The organism is Deinococcus gobiensis I-0 (genome assembly GCF_000252445.1).
Classification (GTDB): Bacteria; Deinococcota; Deinococci; order Deinococcales; family Deinococcaceae; genus Deinococcus; species Deinococcus gobiensis.
The window spans coordinates 2,594,423-2,613,341 of sequence record NC_017790.1 but is presented as its reverse complement, the minus strand read 5'-3'; the positions used below and the strand labels follow the sequence as shown (position 1 = coordinate 2,613,341).

The following is an 18,919-nucleotide window of genomic DNA, read 5'->3' as shown; positions in this document are numbered from 1 at the left end:
GGTGAAAACCCTCTGGAGGCGGTACAGACCGCAGACGGTGACGCGGCCTTCATCTTCGGGCACCGGGTGTTGCCCCTGGTGGGCGGACAGTCAAGCCCCTTCGGGTCCGGTCGGGCCGTCGCCGACGGTGGCCGCCTGGCCGGCCTTCAGGCTGTGGCCGCCGTCTGAACAAGGGCCGCCGGGGACGCTGGCGGTGGGGCCGGCCTCCGCTCCGGCGCCGCCCACAGGAAGGCCCCGGCACACGGAGCGGAGGCGGGTGGCCGGGGCATGGTCGCGGTGGGGCGGGGCTCAGCCGCGCGGGCAGCGGAAGAGCTTGAGGCTGCGGGCGATCAGGGCGGTGTCCTCGCCCGCCCTGGTCTTCTCCTGCGCGCTGTCGTCACTGGTGTCGAGGAGCAGTTCCCACTCGCCGCAGTCGCCGAGGCTCGGCAGCTTGAAGGACAGGTCCACGTGCGAGGCCGACAGCAGGAGCAGCAGGTGGTCGTCCACCAGCGGGCGGCCCTCGGCGTCGATGTCGTCCAGGCCGTTGCCGTCCAGGAAGATGCCCATGGACTGGGTCTGGGGGTTGTTCCAGTCCTCGTCGCTCATCTCCGCGCCGTCGAAGCGCAGCCACACGATGTCGCGCACGTCCTCGCCCCGGATGGTGCGCCCCGAGAAGAACTTGCGGCGGTGCAGCGCGGGATGGGCCTTGCGCAGCGCGATGGCCTTTCTGGTGAAGGCCAGCAGGCCCTCGTCCACGCTGGACCAGTCGTACCAGCTGATCTCGTCGTCCTGGCAGTAGGCGTTGTTGTTGCCGCCCTGGGTGCGGCCCAGTTCGTCGCCGCCCAGGATCATCGGGGTGCCCTGGCCCAGCAGCAGCGTCGCCAGGAAGTTGCGCTGCTGGCGGGCGCGCAGGGCGTTGATCTCGGGATCGTCGGTCGGCCCTTCGGCCCCGCAGTTCCAGCTCTGGTTGTCGTTGGCGCCGTCCTTGTTGTCCTCGCCGTTCGCCTCGTTGTGCTTGTCGTTGTAGCTCACGGTGTCGCGCAGCGTGAAGCCGTCGTGCGCCGTGACGAAGTTGATCGAGGCGTAGGGCTTGCGGCCGTCGTTCTGGTAGAGGTCGCTGCTGCCGGTCAGGCGGTAGCCGATCTCGGAGGCCAGCCCGCCCTCACCCTTCCAGAAGGCGCGCATGTCGTCGCGGTAGATGCCGTTCCACTCGGCCCAGTTCACCGGGAAGTTGCCGACCTGATAGCCGCCCTCGCCTACGTCCCAGGGCTCGGCGATCAGTTTGACGCTGCTGATGATCGGGTCCTGATGGATGATCGTGAAGAAGCCCGAGAGCTGGTCCACCTCGTGCAGCCCGCGCGCCAGCGTGGAGGCCAGGTCGAAGCGGAAGCCGTCCACATGCATCTCCGTGACCCAGTAGCGCAGCGAGTCCATGATGAGTTGCAGCGTCTGGGGGTGGCGCACGTTCAGGCTGTTGCCGGTGCCGGTGTAGTCGAAGTAGAAGCGCGGGTTGTCGGCCACCAGGCGGTAGTAGGTGGGGTTGTCGATGCCCTTGAAGCTCAGGGTCGGTCCCATGTGGTTGCCTTCCGAGGTGTGGTTGTACACCACGTCCAGAATGACCTCGATGCCCGCGCCGTGCAGGGCGCGCACCATGTCGCGGAACTCGTCGACCGCGCCCGCCGGGTTGCCCGCGCGCGCGGCGGCCGAGTAGCGCACGTCCGGCGCGAAGAAGCTCAGGGTCGAGTACCCCCAGTAGTTGGTCAGGCCCTTGTCGAGCAGGAAGGGGTCGTCCATGTGCTGATGGACTGGCAGCAGTTCGATGGACGTGATGCCCAGTTCGCGCAGGTAGTTCAGGACCGGCTCGGTCGCCATGCCCGCGTAGGTGCCGCGCAACTCCCCGGGCACGTCGGGGTGGGTCATGGTCAGGCCCTTGACGTGGGCCTCGTAGATCACCGACTGGTGAAAGGGGATGTTGGGCTTGCGGTCGCCCTGCCAGTCGTAGGCGGCCGGGTCCAGCACGATGCCCAGGGGCGCGCCGCGCTGGTCTTCCTGCTGCATCTCGCGGTCCTCGTCGCCGCCGGGCACGTAGGCGAATACGCCCTGGTCGAACTGCTCGGTGCCGCTCAGGGCCTTGGCGTAGGGGTCGAGCAGCACCACGTTGGGGTTGAAGCGCAGGCCCTGATCGGGCGCGTACTCGCCGTGGACGCGGTAGCCGTAGCGCTGGCCCGGCTTCACGTCCGGCAGGTAGCCGTGCCACACGAAGGCGGTCTGTTCACGCAGGGCGTGGCGGGTCTCGTTGCCCTGATCGTCGAACAGGCACAGCTCGACGCCGCTGGCGTTTTCGGAGTACAGCGCGAAATTGGTGCCCTTGCCGTCCCAGGTGGCCCCCAGCGGAGCGGGCGTACCGGGGCGGATCAGGACGGCGGGTTTGTCGGTGGTGGTCATTACAGCTCCTTGGGCAACGTGGCGCGGAAAGTGGGCCAGGGGTGGCCCGCCGTCACAGTGCCTTCCAGAGTAAGCAGCGGCGGCCCACCTTGCCGCCGCCGTTTATTATGGAAACGTTACCATTTGCCGCCGCGCACCGGCCCATTCTCAGGCTTCCGCCGGGGAGTGTAGCCGCGCTTACGGCTCGAAGCTGTCCTGAAAGGCGTAGCGGTCGCCGCGCACCCAGTAGTTGACGTAGCTCGCGCGCTTGGGGCCGCTGTAGGTCGTGCGCCGCAGCAGGAAGGCGGCGGTGCCCAGCGGCACGCGCAGCAGGTCGGCTTCCTCCTGGCGCAGGTTCACGGCCTCCAGATTCTGCTCGACGCGTTGCAGGGGTACGCCCATGCTGATCATTGTCTCGTGGATGCTCTCGACGCCCAGGTTGTAGTCGAGCAGCCCCGGCACGAGCGAGGCGTTGATGTAGCGCTTCTCGATGACCAGGGCCTCGTCGCCCGCCATGCGCAGGCGGTGCACGAACACCACCGGGTCGCCGGGCTGGATCTGCAGGACGATGGCGATCTCGGGCGTCGCCTCGATCTGCATGGCGCGCAGCACGGTGGTGCGGTGGTCGGGGTGGCGCGCCCATTCCTTGAAGGGCCGCACGCGGAACATGCCCTGCCGGAAGCGTTTGCCGGTCGGAAAGGTTCCGGCCCCCTGCACGCGGTACACGTACCCTTCGCGTTCCAGTTCGTCGATGGCGCGCCGCGCCGTCATGCGCGAGACCTCGAATTCGCGGGCGAGCTGCGGCTCGCTGGGCAGCGGCAGCCCTTCGGCATAGTGACCCCCGAGCAGGCGGTCTTTCAGAGTGGTCTTGATGAGCGGGTACTTCGCCATGCATCCCTCCGGGCAATCCGCTGGCAGGCGGCGCTTCCGCTCAGTCTAAAGATAGTGTGAAGAGTACACAAGCTCGGGCCCCTGGCCGTCACGGGGTCAGGAACAACTTTGGCGCCGCGCCGCGCCCACAGGACGCCGGACGGGGGCGGTGAGGACAGGCCCCTAGCCGCCGATATGCGACATCTCGACCTTGGCCCGCGTGCCCGCCCGGGTGATCTCGCCGCGCTCCTCGCTGTAGCGGTCGCGCCGCGCGGCCCACACCCCGGCCACCTGTTCGCGCAGTTCGGCGTCGGAGGCTCCGGCGCGCAGCGGGGCGCGCAGGTCGGTGCCGCTTCCCGCGAACAGACAGGTGTAGAGCACGCCCACCGCCGAGAGCCGGGCCCGCGAGCAGTCGCCGCAGAAGGGCGCCGTGACCGACGAGATCAGGCCGACCTCGTGCCCGGCCGCGTCGACATGGCGGGCCGCGACCTCGCCCCGGTAGCTGGCCGCGCGCGGCGCGAAGGCCGCCGCCCCCGCCTCGCCGCCCAGGCGCGCGAGCACCTCGCCCGAGGGCACCACGCTGTCCATGTTCCAGCCGTTGTGGTTGCCCACGTCCATGAACTCGATGAACCGCAGCGGCGCGAGGTCCCGCAGCGCCAGCCACAGCTCGCGCAGGCCGTCGTCGTTCACGCCGCGCTGCACCACCGTATTGATCTTGACCCCCAGCCCCGCCGCGAGCGCCGCCTCGATGCCGTCTACCACCTTCTGCGGGTGCTGACCCAGCCCGTTCATGCGCCCGAAGACCTCCGGGTCGAGGCTGTCGATGCTGACCGTCACGCGGTCCAGGCCCGCCGCCTTCAGGTCGGCGGCGAAGCGCGGCAGCAGGAGGCCGTTGGTGGTCATGGCGATGTCCTGCACGCCCCCAATGCGGGCCAGGCGCGCCACGAGGTCGGGCAGGTCGCGCCGCAGGGTCGGCTCGCCGCCGGTCAGGCGCAGCTTGCGCACGCCCAGCTCCACGAAGGCGCGCGCCAGACGCTCGATCTCCTCGAAGCTCAGCAGTTCGGCGCGGGGCAAGAAGGCGTAGTCGGCCCCGAATACCTCGGCCGGCATGCAGTAGGTGCAGCGCAGGTTGCAGCGGTCGGTCACGCTGATCCGCAAATCCCGCAGGGGCCGCCCCAACTGATCCGTCAACACGCCTCAACCATAGCGGCTGGGCCGCGCGGCCGGGAGGCCTGACTCGCATTTGCCTTCCCTTCACCGGCGCGCTCCGCAGCGTCCCCCTTCCTACCTGCAAGCCAGTCAGTCTGAACCGGGTCTATTGAAATCTTCACAACAGGCCCCTACGCTGGACCTGTTCTCACAACCCGTTCAGGAGGCCGCGAAGTCCGTTCCCGCCCCCATACCGCTGCTGGAGGTTCAGATGACCGTGACCCATCCGTCCGCCGCGCCGCCGTCTTCCCGGAATGCGGCCTTCGCGCAACTCGTCGCGGAGCGCAACCGCTTCACGGTGACGATGACCCTTCTCTTTCTGGTGCTGTATTTCCTGCTGCCGCTGCTGGCCGGCTACAACAAGCCGCTGATGGCGACCAAGGTCTTCGGCAACGTGACTTTCGGCTATGTGCTGGCCTTCGCCGAGTTCGCGATGGGCTGGGTGCTGGCGGCCGTGTACGTGGTCAAGGCCCGCACCTTCGACCGCCTGGCGCGTGAGGCGCGGGGCCTGGGGGGCGCGGCGTGACCCTGCTGCTGGCGGCCCTCATCGTGGCCCTGACGCTGGGCATCACCTTCTGGGCCTCGCGGCGCAACACGAGCGCCAGCGACTTCTATGTGGCCGGGGGCAAGATCAGCGCGACGCAGAACGGCATCGCCATCGCCGGGGACTACATGTCGGCGGCGTCCTTCCTGGGCATCACCGGATTGATCGCCCTGAACGGCTACGACGGCTTCATGTACTCGGTGGGCTGGTTCATCGCCTACCTGACGGTGCTGTTCATCGTGGCCGAGCCGCTGCGCAACCTGGGCAAGTACACCCTGGCCGACATGCTCGTCTACCGCCTGCGCGACCCGCGCGTGCGGATGTACGCGGCCGTCAGCACCATCGTCGTGAGCACCTTCTACATGATCGCGCAGGTGGTCGGCGCCGGCAGCCTGATCTCGCTGCTCTCGGGCGGCGTGCTGCGCCCCGAACTGGCGATTCCGCTCGTGGGCATCCTGATGATCGTCTACGTGGTCGTGGGCGGCATGCTCGCCACGACCTGGGTACAGATCGTCAAGGCCGTGCTCCTGATGTTCGCCACCATCGTCATGACCTTCCTGATCCTGAGCCGCTTCGGCTTTTCGTTCAGCAACCTGCTGGGGCAGGTCGAGGCCCGGAGCGGCGCGGAGTTCCTGGGCGCGGGCGTGAAGTACAAGAACCCCATCGACCTGATCTCGCTGTGCATGGCCCTCGTGCTGGGCACCGCCGGGCTGCCGCACATCCTGGTGCGCTTCTACACCGTGCCCACCGCCCAGGACGCCCGCAAGAGCGTGGTGTGGGCGATGGTCCTCATCGGGGCCTTCTATGTCATGACCGCCTTCATGGGCAACGCGGCGAACGTGCTGCTGGGCCGCGACGCCATCGTCGCCGCCAACGCGGCGGGCAACATGGCGGCCCCGCTGCTGGCGCAGGCGCTCTTCGGCGGCGCGGGCACGGTGGGCGGCGAGTTCGGGCTGGCCTTCGTGACGGCGGTGGCCTTCGCCACGATCCTGGCAGTCGTCGCGGGCCTGACCATCAGCGCGAGCACCAGCTTCACGCACGACATCTACAACGGTGTGCTGCGCGGCGGGCAGGTCGGCGAGGCCGAGCAGTTCAAGGTGGCGCGGCTCGCCACGGTCGCGGTCGGGCTGGTCGCCATCGGGCTGGGCCTGCTCGCCAAGAACCAGAACGTGGCCTTCCTGGTCGCGCTGGCCTTCGCCATCGCCGCCTCGGCCAACCTGCCGGTGATCCTGTTCACGCTGTTCTGGAAGAAGTTCAACGCGACCGGGGCCATCTGGGGCATCGTGGGCGGCATCCTGACCTGCCTGGCCCTCATCGCGGTGAGCCCCAACATCCGGGGTATCGACCCGCCCGAAAAGACCACCGGCCGCCACGTCGTGCAGGCCGCGCCCATCTTCCCGCTGGAAAACCCCGGCATCGTCAGCATCCCCGCCGGCTTCCTGTTCGCGGTGCTGGGCACGATGGTCGGGGCCGCGCGCCGCAACGAGGGCGAGGACGAGCGCCGCTTCGAGGAGATGCAGTTCCGGGCCTACACCGGCTCGGGCGTGGACGGCACCGTCGCCGCGCACGACTGAGAACAGAATTCAGAGGGACCAGGGGTTGCCCTTGGTCCCTCTGAATCGAGCGGAGCGAGCACCTGAAAACCGCTGGGATGTTCCCCAAAAAGAAGGCCCCCGGCAGCGCGTCGGGGGCCTTCTGCAAGGGGCGTTTAGGTCAGATCTTCGTGACTTCGAACTCCAGGCCCAGCTCCTGCACGTCGGCGTTGGGGTCCTTGCCCGCCACCAGGGCGTAGGCGGCGCGCTCGGGGGTCAGGTAGGTGGCGGCCACTCGGCGCAGGTCGTCCAGGGTCACGGCCAGCAGCCGGGCCTTGTAGGCCTCCTGCACCTCGGGGGTGTAGCCGCCCTGGTCGCCGAAAAAGCGCAGGCGGCCCACCGTGTCGGGGCTGGTCAGGGGATCCAGGAGCTTGCTGGCCGACAGGATGGCCTCGGTCAGCTCGCGCTCGCCCAGGTCGCCCGCCAGGAAGGCCTGCACGTTCTGGAAGACCTCGTAGGTGCGCCGCACGTGCGGGTCGCGGTAGCTCGAGAAGCTGAACACGCCCGCGCGGGTGTCGAAGCCCGCCGCCGCGCCGTAGGCCCCGCCCTTCTCGCGGATCTCGGGCAGCAGGTACTCGCCGCGCAGCAGGCGCGAGAGCACCAGCAGCGCGGGGCTGTCCGTATGGGTGTAGGGCACGGTGGGGTAGGCTAGCGCGTTGAAAGCGACCGGCGAGTCGGTCAGGCGGGCCTGCGGCGTGCGCGCGGGCCGGGGGGGCGTGGGCACGCCGACCGCCGTGTCCCCCGTGAACAGCCCGGTGATGGACGTGAGGTCCAGGTCCAGGTCGCCGGGCAGCGCGGTCAGGCACAGCAGCGGCTGGCCGCGCAGGATCAGGGCGTGCAGTTCGGCGAAGCGCGCCAGCAGGGCGTCCAGGCGGTCGTCGAGCGCTTCGGGCTGGCCCTCGCCGCCCTCGACGATGGCCTTCAGGTTCGCCAGCAGGCTCAGGCCGCCCAGGCGCTCGTCGGTCGCGGCCGAGAGGCTGACCTGCGCCGAGGCGAGACGGTCGGCGTAGGCGTTGCCCGACCCCACCACGCTGGCCTTGAGGCCCGCGAGGCGCTGTTCGAGCAGCTGGCGCAGCCGCTCGCGCGTGAACTCGGGCTGGGCGATCACGTCGCGCAGCAGCGAGACGAGGTCGCCGCCGTTGCGGGCCAGCGCCTTGCCGCTGAAGGACAGGGCGAGGCGCACCCGGCCCAGATCGTCCGGGGCCGTGCCCACCGCCGCGCTCGCGCTGACGCCGCCGGTGACCGCCTCGGCGCGGCGGGCCAGGGCCACGTAGTCCTGCCCGGCCGCGCCGCTGCGCGTGACCGCGTAGGCGTACAGCGGCAGCACGTCGAGCAGCTCTCCCAGCTCGGGCAGGCGCACCTGCACGTCGAGGTAGTCCAGCCCGCCGGTCGGCTGCGGCACCCGGCCCACCAGCGCGCGCCCGGCCTGCTCGGTGGCGTACTCGGGCCGCGCCACCCCGGCGGGCACGTCGGCCAGCGTCAGCGTGGGCAGCACGTTGGGGTCGCTCTCCTGCCCCTGGAGCGACTGGAGTTGCAGGCTCTCGCGCACGATGCGGGCGCGGTCCTCGTCGGTGAAGTCGGCGCTCAGGCGCCCGACCAGCTCACGCTCGCTCTGCTCGGTGCGGGCGGCCAGCTCGGGGTCGGGGGTCACGTTCAGGGTCACGCGGTGGGGGTTGTCCAGCAGCCCTTCCCCGATCATCGTCTCGAAGACGCGCGCGCCGCCCGCCAGATCGGCGCGCAGGTGGTCCAGTTCGGTGTCCAGACGCAGGCCGGTCACTGGATCGCCGCCGTAGAGCCACGGCCCCAGCAGCCGGAACATGACCTGGAGGCCGTAGGGGTAGCCGCTGTTGCTGACCTCCTTCTGCGCGATCTCGAACTGGTGCAGGCTGCTCTCGATCAGGGCCGGGTCCAGGCCCGCGTCCGCGATCTGGCGCAGGGTGGCGAGCACCAGCGCCTCGACCTCGTCGGCCTTACCCGCACTCAGGCCTTTGAGGCCCACCGCGAAGGCCCCCTCGCGGAAGGAGTCGCGGTAGCCCGAGAAGTCGGCCAGCGCCGAACCCAGGCCCGAGTCGATCAGGGGCCGGGTCAGCGGCGCGCCCGCGTTGCCCAGCAGCACGTCGCTCAGCACGCTCCAGCGCAGGTTGAGGTCGGGGTCGCTGCTGCGCCCCAGCTTCCAGGCGACGAGGGCCTGCGCGCCGCGCTCGGTGTCGGTGCCGGGGTACACCACGTCCATGCGGCGCGGGGCACCGAAGTCCGGCTGGTCGGGGATGCTCACGTCCAGCGTCTGGGCCGGGAACTGCGACATCACCTGATCCTCGACACGCTCCAGCACATGCTCCAGGCTCTGGTTGCCGTAGCTGTAGAAGTACGCGTTGCTGGGGTGGTAGTGCGCGGCATGGAAGGCCCGCAGGCCCTCGTAGGTCAGCTCGGGGATGTGCTCGGGCGAGCCGCCGCTGTTGTTGGCGTAGGTCAGGTCCGGGTACAGCGCCTGCCCCAGCGAGCGCCACATCACCGACCCCGCCGAGGCCATCGCGCCCTTCATCTCGTTGTACACGACGCCCTGGAGCTTGAGGGTGGTGGTCGGGTCGTCGGGCGTCTCGAACTCGAAGCGGTGGCCGTCCTGCAAGAAGCTCTCGTAGCGCAGCAGCGGGAAGAAGGTCGCGTCGAGGTACACCGACAGCAGGTTGTCGTAGTCCTGCACGTTGCGCGTGCTGAAGGGATAGGTGGTCCAGTCGCTGGCCGTCATGGCGTTCATGAAGGTGTTCAGCGAGCGCGGCAGCATCGAGAAGAAGGGATCGGGCACCGGGTACTTGCGGCTGCCCATCAGGACGTTGTGCTCCAGGATGTGCGCCACGCCCGTGCTGTCCTTGGGGACGGTCGGGAAGGTGACCCCGAAGGCGAGGTTGTCGTCCTCGCGGGCGACGTGGGCGTGCCGGGCGCCGTTCTCGTGACGCAGCAGGACCAGCGTGCCGCTCATCTCGGGCAGGGCTTCGGTCCGCTCGACGGTGTAGCGCCCCAGCGTGTCCCCCACGCTGGGCAGGCGGTGGGCGGTGGGTGTGGCGGTCATGCCCGGCAGGATAGCGCCGCCAGGAACGCGCAATAGGAGCAAATCCCGTGTTGTCGGGGGCAGCGGGCCGGGGGACTCAGCGGGGCCGGCGCACCTGCCGTACCCGCGCGCGCAGCGCCCGCACCCCGGCCGGGTCGGCGCCCGCGCGGCCGTAGCGCAGGCGGTTGTACTCGGCGGCCACGGCGCGCAGCTCGGCCGCCAGCCCGGGGAACTGCGCGCCCGCCCGCGCGGCGTAGGCGGTGGGGGTCTCGCCGGGGTGCTGGGGCAGGCCCAGGCGCGCGCCGAGGTCGTGCAGGCTGCGCGCGAGGGGATCGCGGGGACGGGCGGCGCGCCGAGCGAGCAGCAGCCCCGGCAGCAGCGCCAGCCCCGCCAGGGCCGCCAGCGCCAGCAGATAGGGGGCCGAGCCGACGCCCTGTACCCCCAGGCGGGCCAGCAGGGTGCGCTGCTGGGTGCCGTCGTAGCCCGCGACCCAGGTGTTCCAGCTGTTTTGCAGGGCGTCCACGCGCAGCAGGGCGCGGGCCAGCGTGCCGGGGGGCCGCGCGGCGGTCGCCTGCGGCTGGGTCAGGGCGGTGCCCAGGTCGGCGCGGATGCGGGCGGGGGCCACCACGGCGGTCGGGTCCACCCGCACCCAGCCCTGCCCCGCGAGCCAGACCTCGGCCCAGGCGTGGGCGTCCTGCTGGCGCACGGTCAGGTAGCCGCCGTCGGGGTTGATCTCGCCGCCCTGGTAGCCGCCCACGATGCGCGCCGGCACGCCCGCCGCCCGCATCAGGAAGGTGAAGGCGCTGGCGAAATGCTCGCAGAAGCCCACGCGGCTGCTGTACAGAAAAGCGTCGATGCGGTTCTGCTCGGGCAGCGTAGGCGGAGTCAGGCTGTAGCTGAAGCCGCTGCGGAACACGTCCAGCCCCGCCTGCACGCGCTGAGCGGGCGCGAGGCTGCGCCACTCCTGCGCCAGGGCTACGGCACGCGGGTTCTGGCCGGGCGGCAGTTGCAGGTTCAGGTTCAGCCGCCGCTCGTCCTCGTTCAGGCCCAGGCGGGCGGCCTGCTGCGTGAAGGTGTAGCGGGTGCGCCGCGTGGGGGGCGGGTAGGCCGCCGCCTGGAAGGCGCTGGTGAAGTAGGTGCCGCGCGGCTGCGTGACCGGCACGTCCAGCGCCAGCAGCCAGGGCTTGCCGCTCGGTTCCAGCGTGACGCTGTAGCTGCGGGTGGGGCCGAACACCTGGACAGGTGTGGGATTGAAGAAGGCCCGGAGCTGCGTCCAGCGCAGGCCGTCGTACAGCTCGTACACCGGGCCGCGCCAGTAGCGCTCCTCGGGGGCGGGCACGGTGCCCGTGAAGTCGGCGCGGAAGGCCACCTCGCGGCTTTGGGCGAGGTTGCTGAACTCGCCCGCGCTGATGCTGTCGGCCAGCCCGGTCTGCGCGCCCTGCTGGATGGGGAGCTGCCACAGCGGGCCGTCCGGACGCGGAAACAGGGCGAAGAGGAGCGCGGCCAGGGGGGCGGCCAGCAGCATCAGCTGGCCGGCGCGGCGCAGGCCGGTGGTGGGCGCGGGCGCGTCGTCGGCCGCGTGGTCCTCGCCGTCCTCCAGGGTCCAGCCGCCCAGCGCGGCGAGCAGGGCCGCCGTCGCCAGCAGGGCGTGCAGCGCGGTCAGCGGCCCCTGGTCGTGGAAGAAGTGGGTGCTCGTCAGGAACAGGCCCAGCAAGGAGAGCAGCCGGGCGTCGCGCCGGGTGTGCGTCTCGGCCGCCTTGAGCACGATGAGCAGGCCCAGCAGCGCGGTGCCCGCGTCCTGCCCGAGCAGCGTGCCGTAGGCGGCGTTCAGGCCCAGCGCGCCCAGCACGGCGACCAGCGCCAGTGCGGCGGCCGGGAGGGCCGGAAGGCGCCGTGTCCCGCGCGGCGCGGCGCCCTGATTCTGGCCCGCCCGCAGCGCCGCGTAGCCCAGCCCCGCCGCCAGCAGCGCCGTGAGCCACACCGGCTGGCGCAGCACCCCCGGCAGCAGCGCGACCGCCAGCGCCAGCAGCGAGAAGCGCAGCGGCCCGGCGGGCAGGGTTTCGCGGCTGGTAGGGGAGAAGAGGCTGCGTCTTGCCGGAGGAGGCGCGGGCACGGCCGGGGGTGTGCCGAAGGCCGCCAGTGCCCCCAGGGCCGCCGCCACCTGCGCCTCGCCCGCCGCCGCCGCGAGGGCCGTGCCGGGCAGCGAAAACGAGAAGGCGTCGCCCTGTGCGCGCGCCGCGAGCACCCAGGCGCACAGCCGCGAGAGCCGCGCCTCGGGCCCTTGCAGCCCGGTGGTCGCGGCCCAGTCCAGCGCCGGGGCCTGCCCGGCCGGGGCGTCGTACTCGCGGGTGAGCAGCGCCCCGGTGCGCGCGGCGTGGCGCCACGACACCAGCCGGGGAGCGTCGCCCGCCTGGTAGGGCCGCAGCCCCGCGAGGTCGTCCTGGCCTGCCGCGCGCCGCCCGGTCTCGGCGTGTCCGGCGGCGAAGAGGGTCGGCGGCGCCGGGGCCTGGGCCTCGGGCGCGGGGGCCACCCACAGCCGCAGCTCGCCGGGACCGGTCTCGGCGGTCAGGGGCAGGTCGGCGCTCCACAGGCCCAGGGGGTCCAGGCCGCTCAGGCGCCAGCCTTCCAGGTTTAGGGCGCCGCGCCGGGGGTCCAGCAGGGTCAGGGTCAGGCCGCCGTCCGGGTGGCTGGCGAGGGCCGCGACGCTCAGGGTGTGGGTCTGCTCGCCCTGCCGCGCCCGCACGCGCAGGCGCAGCGCGCCGCCCGGAGCCGCCGAGTGGCCCTCGCGTCCCAGAGGCACCCGGAAGCTCAGGGGCTGCCCGGCCAGCGCGGGGGCGCTTTCCGGCACCGGCGGGCCGACCCGCACGCCGCGCACCGTGCGCAGGGCCTGCGCCGCGCTGATGACCCACACGCCGCCCAGCAGAAAGGTCAGGCCGTAGCCCAGGCTCAGGCTGTAGTTCACGCAGCCGATCAGGGTCAGGACCACGAGGAGCAGGAACAGGGCGCCCAGCCGTGTCGGGCGCAGCGTGGGCGTGGGGGGCCGGGCCGGGGCTGGGATGCGCGGGGCCGTCATCTCAGGGAAGGGGCGTGTCGCGCAGCAGGCCCGCGACGATGGCCCCGATGCCGCCTGTGCCCGGCGCGCCCCGCAGCGGCAGGCGGTGTCCGGCCAGCGAGGGAAAGACCGCCTGCACGTCCTCGGGCAGCGCGGCGTCGCGGCCCTCCAGATACGCCCAGGCCCGCGTGACGGCCAGCAGTGCCAGCAGCGCGCGGGGGCTCAGGCCCGCGCCCAGCGCCGGGTGTTCGCGGGTGGCGCGCGCCAGCAGTTGCAGGTAGTCGAGCAGCGGCCCGGCCGCGTACACCCGGTCCACCTCCGCCTGCGCGGCGAGCAGCGTGGCGGGGTCCAGCACGGCCGGCAGCTCGCGCACGCTCTGGCTGCGGCCCCCCGTTTCCAGCAGGGCGCGCTCGGCCTGCACGTCGGGGTAGCCCAGCGTGACCGTCAGCAGGAAGCGGTCGAGCTGCGCCTCGGGCAGCGGCGAGGTGCCCACGAAGGCGCCCGGGTTCTGCGTGGCGATCACGAAAAAGGGGTCGGGCAGCGCGCGGCTCACCCCGCCCTCGCTGACCTGCCGCTCCTCCATCGCCTCCAGCAGCGCCGACTGCGTGCGCGGGGTGGCGCGGTTGATCTCGTCGGCCAGCAGCACCTGCGAGAACACCGGCCCCGGCTGGAAGCGGAAACTGCCGCTCGCCGCGTCCCAGATGCTCACGCCCAGCAGGTCGGCTGGCAGCAGGTCGCTGGTGAACTGCACGCGCCGGAACCCCAGCCCCAGCGTGCGTGCCAGCGCCTGCGCCAGCGTGGTCTTGCCGACCCCCGGCTGGTCCTCGATGAGCAGGTGCCCGCGCGCCAGCACGCAGGCCATCGCCAGCCGGACCTGTGTGGACTTGCCCAGGATCACCCCGTCGAGCTGCGCCAGCGCGCGCCCCACGGCGGCGTGGAGGCCGGCCGGAGTGGCGCCGGAGGGGGCCGGGTCGGAAAAAAGCGGGGCAGCGGCGCGGCTCACCCCCGCAGCCTAGGGGGCCGCCCCTGACAGAACTGCCACAGCGCCGACAGGATGGAGAAACGCTCAGGAAGACGGCCTCGCCAGCTCATGCGGCGCAACGGTCGGCGGGGCCGTTGCGCCGGGCTAGCCTCGGTTTCCGTCCTGCCGGGTTTCGCGGGCACCCGGCCCCTCTCCGGACCGGCCGCTTCGCCGCGCGCTCCGTTTCAGGCAGGCGCGGCCCGCCAGCCACGTGCCCAGGCCGCTCCCCGCGAGGTCGAACCACCAGTCGCCGATGCCCGCCTCGCGCCCCGGCACGAAGGCCTGATGGATCTCGTCGCCGGCGCCCCACCACGCGGCCAGCAACCAGGCCAGTGTGGGGCGGCCGGTCGCGCGGCCCAGCGCGTAGCCCAGCGCCAGATAGCTCAGGAAATGCGCGGCCCAGTCGAGGGGATGATGCAGCGGCGGCCCTGGCGTATCGGCCGAACTGCTCAGCACCCAGATGGCTCCGGCGATCGCCAGTGCGGGAATCCACCAGCCGGGCGCGGCGCAGGGGTTGCGCGGGGTCAAGACCCGGCCGGTCCTTCCGTACCGGGGACCACGTGCGGATGTTCGACCAGCTCGATCAGGGTGCCCTGCCCCCAGCGCGGGTGCAGGAAGGCGACCCGCGTACCTGCCCGCCCGGCCGCCACCGGACCCAGGAAGGGCGCGCCCTGGGCACCCAGGCGAGCGACCTCGGCGTCCAGGTCGGGCACGCGGTAGGCCGCATGGTGCAGTCCCGGCCCCCGGCGCTCCAGAAAGGCCGCGACCGCGCTGTCCGGCCGGGTGGGGGCGAGCAGCTCGATCAGGGTGTCGCCCACCCGGAAGGCCCGCACCCGCACGCCCTGGTGCGCGACCTCCTCGTCGGGGCCCTCGGCGCGCAGGCCCAGGGCGAGGTAGGGCGCGGAGCCGGTGTCGAGGTCGGGCGTGGCGATTCCCAGATGGTCGAGGAGCTGGGGGCCGGGAGTGGAGGCGGACATGTCGCCCGGCAGCCTAGAGCATTTGTGCAGTGGGGAGCGTCCGGGGCTTTTCCGGCGTTCCGCGCCGCCCGGACGCGGTTTGGAGGCGGTGCAAAGCGGTTGTGCGACAATCGGAGGCGTGTCCCTGTTCGCCGTGCTCGCGGTTCTGATCGCCTATGTCATAGGAGCCGTGCCGGCAGCGGCCTGGGTGGCCCGTTCGCGCGGCGTGGATATCCGGCAGGTGGGCAGCGGCAACAGCGGCGCGACCAACGTGCTGCGCTCGCTGGGCAAGGGTCCGGCGCTGGCGGTGGCGATCTTCGACATCCTCAAGGGCGTGCTGGCGGTCGTCATCGCCCGCGCCCTGCATCTCGACGAGCCGGTCGCGGCGCTGTGCGGGGTGGCCGCCGTGGTGGGGCACAACTTCAGCCCCTTTCTGGGGTTCCGGGGCGGCAAAGGGGTGGCGACCAGTTTCGGCGTCATCGCGGTGCTCGACCCGCTGGCCGGGCTGGGCGTGGCCGCCGTGGCGATCTTCTGTATGTGGCTCACCCGCTTCGTCAGTGCGGGCAGCATCGTTGGCGCGGTCGCGGCGGTGGTCCTGAGCCTGAGCCTCGCGCGCCCCCTGTGGCTCTCGCTGGTCGTCGCCGTGCTGGCCGGGCTGCTCATCTGGCAGCACCGCGACAATGTGCGCCGTCTCCAGGCCGGGACCGAGCGCCGCCTGGGCGACAAGCCCGCCGAGAAGAAGGTCCTGAACTAGGAGCCGGGCCCAAAGTAAGGAGGTGGACGCCGGAACAGGGGCGTCCACCTCCTTCTTCCGTACGCTCAGAGGTCGCGCCGACTGAAGCGCCACATGGCCGCGCTGACGGCCAGGAGGGTCAGGGCGGCGGCCCACACGAGCAGGCCGGTGGGGGTGGGCGCGCTGCCCACGAAAGGGTTGGTGCCGCGCGCCGCCGCGCCGAGCTGGCGCAGGATGTCGGGTTGCAGGTGGTAGCTGGCCCCCAGCCACAGGGCGTTGGTGGGCATCAGCGCGTTGGCGAAACGCCCCAGCGTGGCGAGGGTCGGGCTGTCGGCCACCGAGCCGATGCTGCCCAAAATGCCGCCGGTAAAGCCCACGCCGTACAGCACGAACACCCCGATGCCGTTGGCGAGGGTGGTGAACAGCGTGCTGCCCAGCACCGTCAGGCCGGTGAGCAGCGTGACCGCCAGCAGGATCAGGCCCACCGCCGGCAGCGGTTCGGGCGGCAGGTAGCCGGTGATGGCGTAGATGCCCCCCAGGATCGCGGCGCTGAGCAGGGCGACGTAGCCCACGTTGACCACCGTGAACCCCAGCCAGCGCCCCAGCACCAGCCCGGCGCGGCCCACCGGCCGTGCCAGGACGCTCTGCATGACGCCGCTCTCGATGTCGCCGCTGACCGCCGAGACGGTCGCCAGCACCGACATCAGCGCGCCCAGGAAGAACACGAGGTACATCCCGAAGAGGGTGGCGTACATGACCCCGGCATTGCTCAGCGAGTTCAGGTTGCGCCCGTCGAGCCCGGCGGCGGCGGCCCGGTCGTCGAGCTGGGCATTGAGCCGGAACACCCCATACAGGTAGAAGCCCACGAACAGTGCGCTGAGGATGAGCAGCACACTGACCAGGCGTTTGCGCGTCGCCTCGCGCAGCGAGAGTTCGGCGATGAGCAGGGCACTACGCACGGTGGGCCTCCTGGGCACGCGCGGGCTCCGGCGGTCGCGGCGCGTCCTCGATGAGTTCCAGGAACATGGTTTCCAGGTCGGGGCGGCGCGGCGTCAGGGCGTACAGCCGCGCGCCGCTGGCGTGGATGGCGTCGGCCACGGCCGGCACCCCGTCCTCCCGGTCCAGCCATAGCTCGATACCCACCCGGCTGTGTAGGGCCGTGTCGATGTGGCGCACCTCGCCCAGCCGCGCGAGCCGCTCCTGAAGGCCGTCCGGCAGGCGGTCCAGGCGCAGGTCCACCGGCACGACCCCGCCCATGAGTTCGCGCATGGTGCCGCCGCGCAATACCCGCCCCTGCTTGACGAAGGCCACGCGGTCGCACACCTGCTCGACCTCCGACAGCAGATGCGAGTTCAGGAACACCGCGACCCCCTGTCCGCGCAGCGACTCGATGATCTCGCGCACCTCGACCCGCCCGATGGGGTCCAGGGCGCTCGTCGGTTCGTCCAGAAACACCAGCCTGGGCCGCGCCAGGATCGCCCCGGCCAGCCCCACACGCTGGAGCATGCCCTTCGAGTAGCCGCTCAGGGTCTCGCGCCCGCGCCCGCCCAGGCCCACCGTCTCCAGCACCTGCGGAATGCGCGTCCGGCGTTCGGCCGCCGACAGGCCCGCCAGCCGACCGTGGAAATTCAGGAACTCCTCGCCGGTCATCCAGGTCTGGAACCGGAACTGCTCGGGCAAAAAGCCCAGGCGGGCGCGCACGTCCGGATCGGCGGGGCTGCCGCCCAGCACGCGCAGCTCGCCGCCGCTGGGCAGCACCAGTCCCAGCAGCATCTTGACCGTCGTGCTCTTGCCCGCGCCGTTGGGGCCGAGAAAGCCGAAGACCTCGCCCTCCCCGACCGTCAGGCTCAGGCCGTCCACCACCGCCCGGCCCCGGTAGACCTTGCGCAGTTCGCGCGTCTCGATAGCATTCACCCGGCCAGCATAGGGGGCGTGGGGGGCGGCACCGTGCGCCGAAGATTGCAGTCTCCGTAACACACGGAAAAACCGGGAGCCTCAGCCCCCGGTTCTCTCGCCTACCTGTGGGCTGTACTCAGCGCTTCAGAATCTCCTCGATCTTCTGGATGTCGCCCTCGCTCAGGCGCACGCCCGCCGCCTTGACGGTGTCCTCGATCTGCGAGACCTTGGTGGCCCCGGTGATCACGCTGCTCACGCCCTTCTGGCGCAGGATCCACGCCAGGGCGAGCTGCGCGCGGGTGATGCCCAGGCCGTCGGCGATGGGCTTGAGGTCCCGCACCTTGGCGATGTTCTCGTCGGTCAGGAAGTTCTTGCCCCAGTTGTCCTTCTCGGTGAGGCGCGCGCCCTCGGGCTTGCCCTCGTCGTATTTGCCGGTCAGCAGGCCCATCGCCAGCGGGCTCCAGACGACCAGGCCCACGCCCGCGCCCTCGGTGTAGGGCAGGATCTCGCCCTCGACGCGCTCGCGGCGGATCATCGAGTATTCGGGCTGCTCGGTCACGGGGGCGTGCAGGCCGTGGGCCTTGGCGAACTCGACCGCCTGGGCGATGCGGGCGGCGGGCCACATCGAGGTGCCCCAGTACAGCGCCTTGCCGTCGCGGATGACCTGATCGAAGGCCATCACGATTTCTTCCATCGGCACGTCGGGGTCGTAGCGGTGCGCGAAGTAGATGTCGAGGTAGTCGGTGCCCAGGCGCTTGAGGCTGCCGTCGATGCTCTCCAGCACGTGCTTGCGCGACAGGCCCCGGTCGTTGACGTGGTCGCTCATCGGCCAGAAGACCTTGCTGGAGATGACGAGCGTGTTGCGGGGGAACTCGCGCAGCACGGCCCCCATGAGTTCCTCGGACTTGCCGCGCGCGTACACGTCGGCCTGATCGAAGAAGTTGACCCCCAGGTCGTAGGCCTTGGTCACGATCTCACGCACCATCTGGCCTTCGTTGACGTTCACGCCGTAGGTTTCCCAGCCGCCCAGGGCGACTTCACTGACCTTCAGACCACTCTTGCCGAGGTTCCGGTATTCCATGGCGGCACTTTAACTCTTAAAGCGTGAGAGGGCCGTCAGATTGACCTCTGATGAAGGCGAAGCGGCACATGAACACCACCGGCCTCCGGCTCTGCTATAGTTCGTCCCGCGAGAGTCAGGCCCGAGGCGTAGCGCAGGCCGGTAGCGCACTTGGTTTGGGACCAAGGGGTCGCAGGTTCGAATCCTGTCGCCTCGACCACAGTGGCTCTCCAGATGTGCGGGATTGGTGTAGTGGTAGCACAGCAGCCTTCCAAGCTTCTGGCCTCGGTTCGAATCCGTGATCCCGCTCCAGAATCACAAGAGGCTCCCCCGGCGGGAGCTTTTTTGTCCGCACCCTTAGCTCAGCTGGATAGAGCAACCGCCTTCTAAGCGGTCGGTCGTAGGTTCGAGTCCTACAGGGTGCGCCATACGGCGAATTTGCTCCCCCGGCGACGGCTGGGGGAGTTCGCCTGCGCCCTATCTAGGGCTGTCTGCGCCGCGCCCACCCGTGCCGGGCAGTATCCTGTCGGCACCGCT

Annotated in this window: 14 protein-coding genes and 3 tRNA genes; 6 read left to right on the top strand and 11 right to left on the bottom strand. The window is 71.2% G+C overall.

The features are described from left to right. Positions 1-288 precede the first annotated feature (288 nt). The 3 genes from glgX to moaA form a co-directional block, all read right to left on the bottom strand. Positions 289-2,424: a glycogen debranching protein GlgX gene (glgX, locus tag DGO_RS12415; RefSeq protein ID WP_043802315.1), complete on the bottom strand. Its 2,136-nt coding sequence runs from the start codon at positions 2,422-2,424 to the stop codon at positions 289-291. 177 nt (positions 2,425-2,601) lie between these two features. Then, a complete protein-coding gene (locus DGO_RS12410) occupies positions 2,602-3,294 on the bottom strand; it encodes a GntR family transcriptional regulator (RefSeq protein ID WP_014685866.1) in 693 nt (230 codons plus the stop codon). A gap of 162 nt (positions 3,295-3,456) precedes the next feature. Further along, on the bottom strand, positions 3,457-4,467 hold the full coding sequence (gene moaA, locus DGO_RS12405; protein WP_014685865.1) for a GTP 3',8-cyclase MoaA: 1,011 nt from the start codon (positions 4,465-4,467) through the stop codon (positions 3,457-3,459). A 226-nt stretch (positions 4,468-4,693) separates the two neighbouring features. Here moaA and DGO_RS12400 point away from each other — a divergent pair, with 226 nt between their 5' ends. Together DGO_RS12400 and DGO_RS12395 are read left to right on the top strand one after the other, a co-directional pair. Continuing rightward, on the top strand, positions 4,694-5,008 hold the full coding sequence (locus tag DGO_RS12400) for a DUF485 domain-containing protein (RefSeq protein WP_043802310.1): 315 nt from the start codon (positions 4,694-4,696) through the stop codon (positions 5,006-5,008). Then, a complete protein-coding gene (locus DGO_RS12395) occupies positions 5,005-6,600 on the top strand; it encodes a solute symporter family protein (protein ID WP_043802307.1) in 1,596 nt (531 codons plus the stop codon). Before DGO_RS12400 ends, DGO_RS12395 begins: the two co-directional genes overlap by 4 nt. Positions 6,601-6,739: 139 nt before the next feature. Here DGO_RS12395 and DGO_RS12390 read toward each other — a convergent pair whose 3' ends face one another. The 5 genes from DGO_RS12390 to DGO_RS12370 form a co-directional block, all read right to left on the bottom strand. Next, positions 6,740-9,685 carry an insulinase family protein gene (locus DGO_RS12390; protein ID WP_043802304.1) on the bottom strand — a complete coding sequence of 982 codons (2,946 nt, stop codon included), beginning with the start codon at positions 9,683-9,685 and terminating at the stop codon, positions 6,740-6,742. A gap of 76 nt (positions 9,686-9,761) precedes the next feature. Then, a complete protein-coding gene (locus tag DGO_RS12385; protein WP_050920809.1) occupies positions 9,762-12,737 on the bottom strand; it encodes a transglutaminaseTgpA domain-containing protein in 2,976 nt (991 codons plus the stop codon). A 1-nt stretch (position 12,738) separates the two neighbouring features. After that, a complete protein-coding gene (locus tag DGO_RS12380; RefSeq protein ID WP_014685860.1) occupies positions 12,739-13,644 on the bottom strand; it encodes an AAA family ATPase in 906 nt (301 codons plus the stop codon). A 198-nt stretch (positions 13,645-13,842) separates the two neighbouring features. Next, the gene (locus tag DGO_RS23305) at positions 13,843-14,265 is read right to left on the bottom strand and encodes a VanZ family protein (protein WP_145975325.1); all 423 of its coding nucleotides are present in this window, start codon (positions 14,263-14,265) and stop codon (positions 13,843-13,845) included. Beyond that, positions 14,262-14,714, bottom strand: coding sequence for a VOC family protein (locus tag DGO_RS12370; protein WP_043802298.1), 453 nt, complete (start codon positions 14,712-14,714; stop codon positions 14,262-14,264). The genes DGO_RS23305 and DGO_RS12370 overlap by 4 nt, the downstream gene beginning before the upstream one ends. A gap of 118 nt (positions 14,715-14,832) precedes the next feature. On the opposite strand from DGO_RS12370, the gene plsY reads away from it, so the two are divergent. Then, positions 14,833-15,447 carry a glycerol-3-phosphate 1-O-acyltransferase PlsY gene (gene plsY, locus DGO_RS12365; RefSeq protein WP_043802295.1) on the top strand — a complete coding sequence of 205 codons (615 nt, stop codon included), beginning with the start codon at positions 14,833-14,835 and terminating at the stop codon, positions 15,445-15,447. A 65-nt stretch (positions 15,448-15,512) separates the two neighbouring features. Here plsY and DGO_RS12360 read toward each other — a convergent pair whose 3' ends face one another. The 3 genes from DGO_RS12360 to DGO_RS12350 all read right to left on the bottom strand — a co-directional run bounded on the left by DGO_RS12360 (position 15,513) and on the right by DGO_RS12350 (position 18,403). Beyond that, the gene (locus DGO_RS12360) at positions 15,513-16,385 is read right to left on the bottom strand and encodes an ABC transporter permease (RefSeq protein WP_014685856.1); all 873 of its coding nucleotides are present in this window, start codon (positions 16,383-16,385) and stop codon (positions 15,513-15,515) included. Beyond that, positions 16,378-17,340, bottom strand: coding sequence for an ABC transporter ATP-binding protein (locus DGO_RS12355; RefSeq protein WP_043802291.1), 963 nt, complete (start codon positions 17,338-17,340; stop codon positions 16,378-16,380). The genes DGO_RS12360 and DGO_RS12355 overlap by 8 nt, the downstream gene beginning before the upstream one ends. Before the next feature lie 118 nt (positions 17,341-17,458). Further along, positions 17,459-18,403 (bottom strand): aldo/keto reductase family protein, encoded by a 945-nt coding sequence (locus tag DGO_RS12350; protein ID WP_014685854.1) that lies wholly within the window; start codon positions 18,401-18,403, stop codon positions 17,459-17,461. A 122-nt stretch (positions 18,404-18,525) separates the two neighbouring features. Here DGO_RS12350 and DGO_RS12345 point away from each other — a divergent pair. The 3 genes from DGO_RS12345 to DGO_RS12335 all read left to right on the top strand — a co-directional run bounded on the left by DGO_RS12345 (position 18,526) and on the right by DGO_RS12335 (position 18,810). After that, a tRNA-Pro gene (locus DGO_RS12345) sits at positions 18,526-18,602 on the top strand. Between the two features lie 18 nt (positions 18,603-18,620). Then, positions 18,621-18,694: transfer RNA gene (locus tag DGO_RS12340), tRNA-Gly, on the top strand. Between the two features lie 39 nt (positions 18,695-18,733). Further along, a tRNA-Arg gene (locus DGO_RS12335) sits at positions 18,734-18,810 on the top strand. The last annotated feature ends 109 nt before the right edge of the window (positions 18,811-18,919 follow it).

Coding starts and splice junctions, on each gene's coding strand:
- glgX (WP_043802315.1), bottom strand. CDS start 2,424: ATGACCACCACCGACAAACCCGCCGTCCTGATCCGCCCCGGTACGCCC.
- DGO_RS12410 (WP_014685866.1), bottom strand. CDS start 3,294: ATGGCGAAGTACCCGCTCATCAAGACCACTCTGAAAGACCGCCTGCTC.
- DGO_RS12400 (WP_043802310.1), top strand. CDS start 4,694: ATGACCGTGACCCATCCGTCCGCCGCGCCGCCGTCTTCCCGGAATGCG.
- DGO_RS12390 (WP_043802304.1), bottom strand. CDS start 9,685: ATGACCGCCACACCCACCGCCCACCGCCTGCCCAGCGTGGGGGACACG.
- DGO_RS12385 (WP_050920809.1), bottom strand. CDS start 12,737: ATGACGGCCCCGCGCATCCCAGCCCCGGCCCGGCCCCCCACGCCCACG.
- DGO_RS12370 (WP_043802298.1), bottom strand. CDS start 14,714: ATGTCCGCCTCCACTCCCGGCCCCCAGCTCCTCGACCATCTGGGAATC.
- DGO_RS12350 (WP_014685854.1), bottom strand. CDS start 18,403: ATGGAATACCGGAACCTCGGCAAGAGTGGTCTGAAGGTCAGTGAAGTC.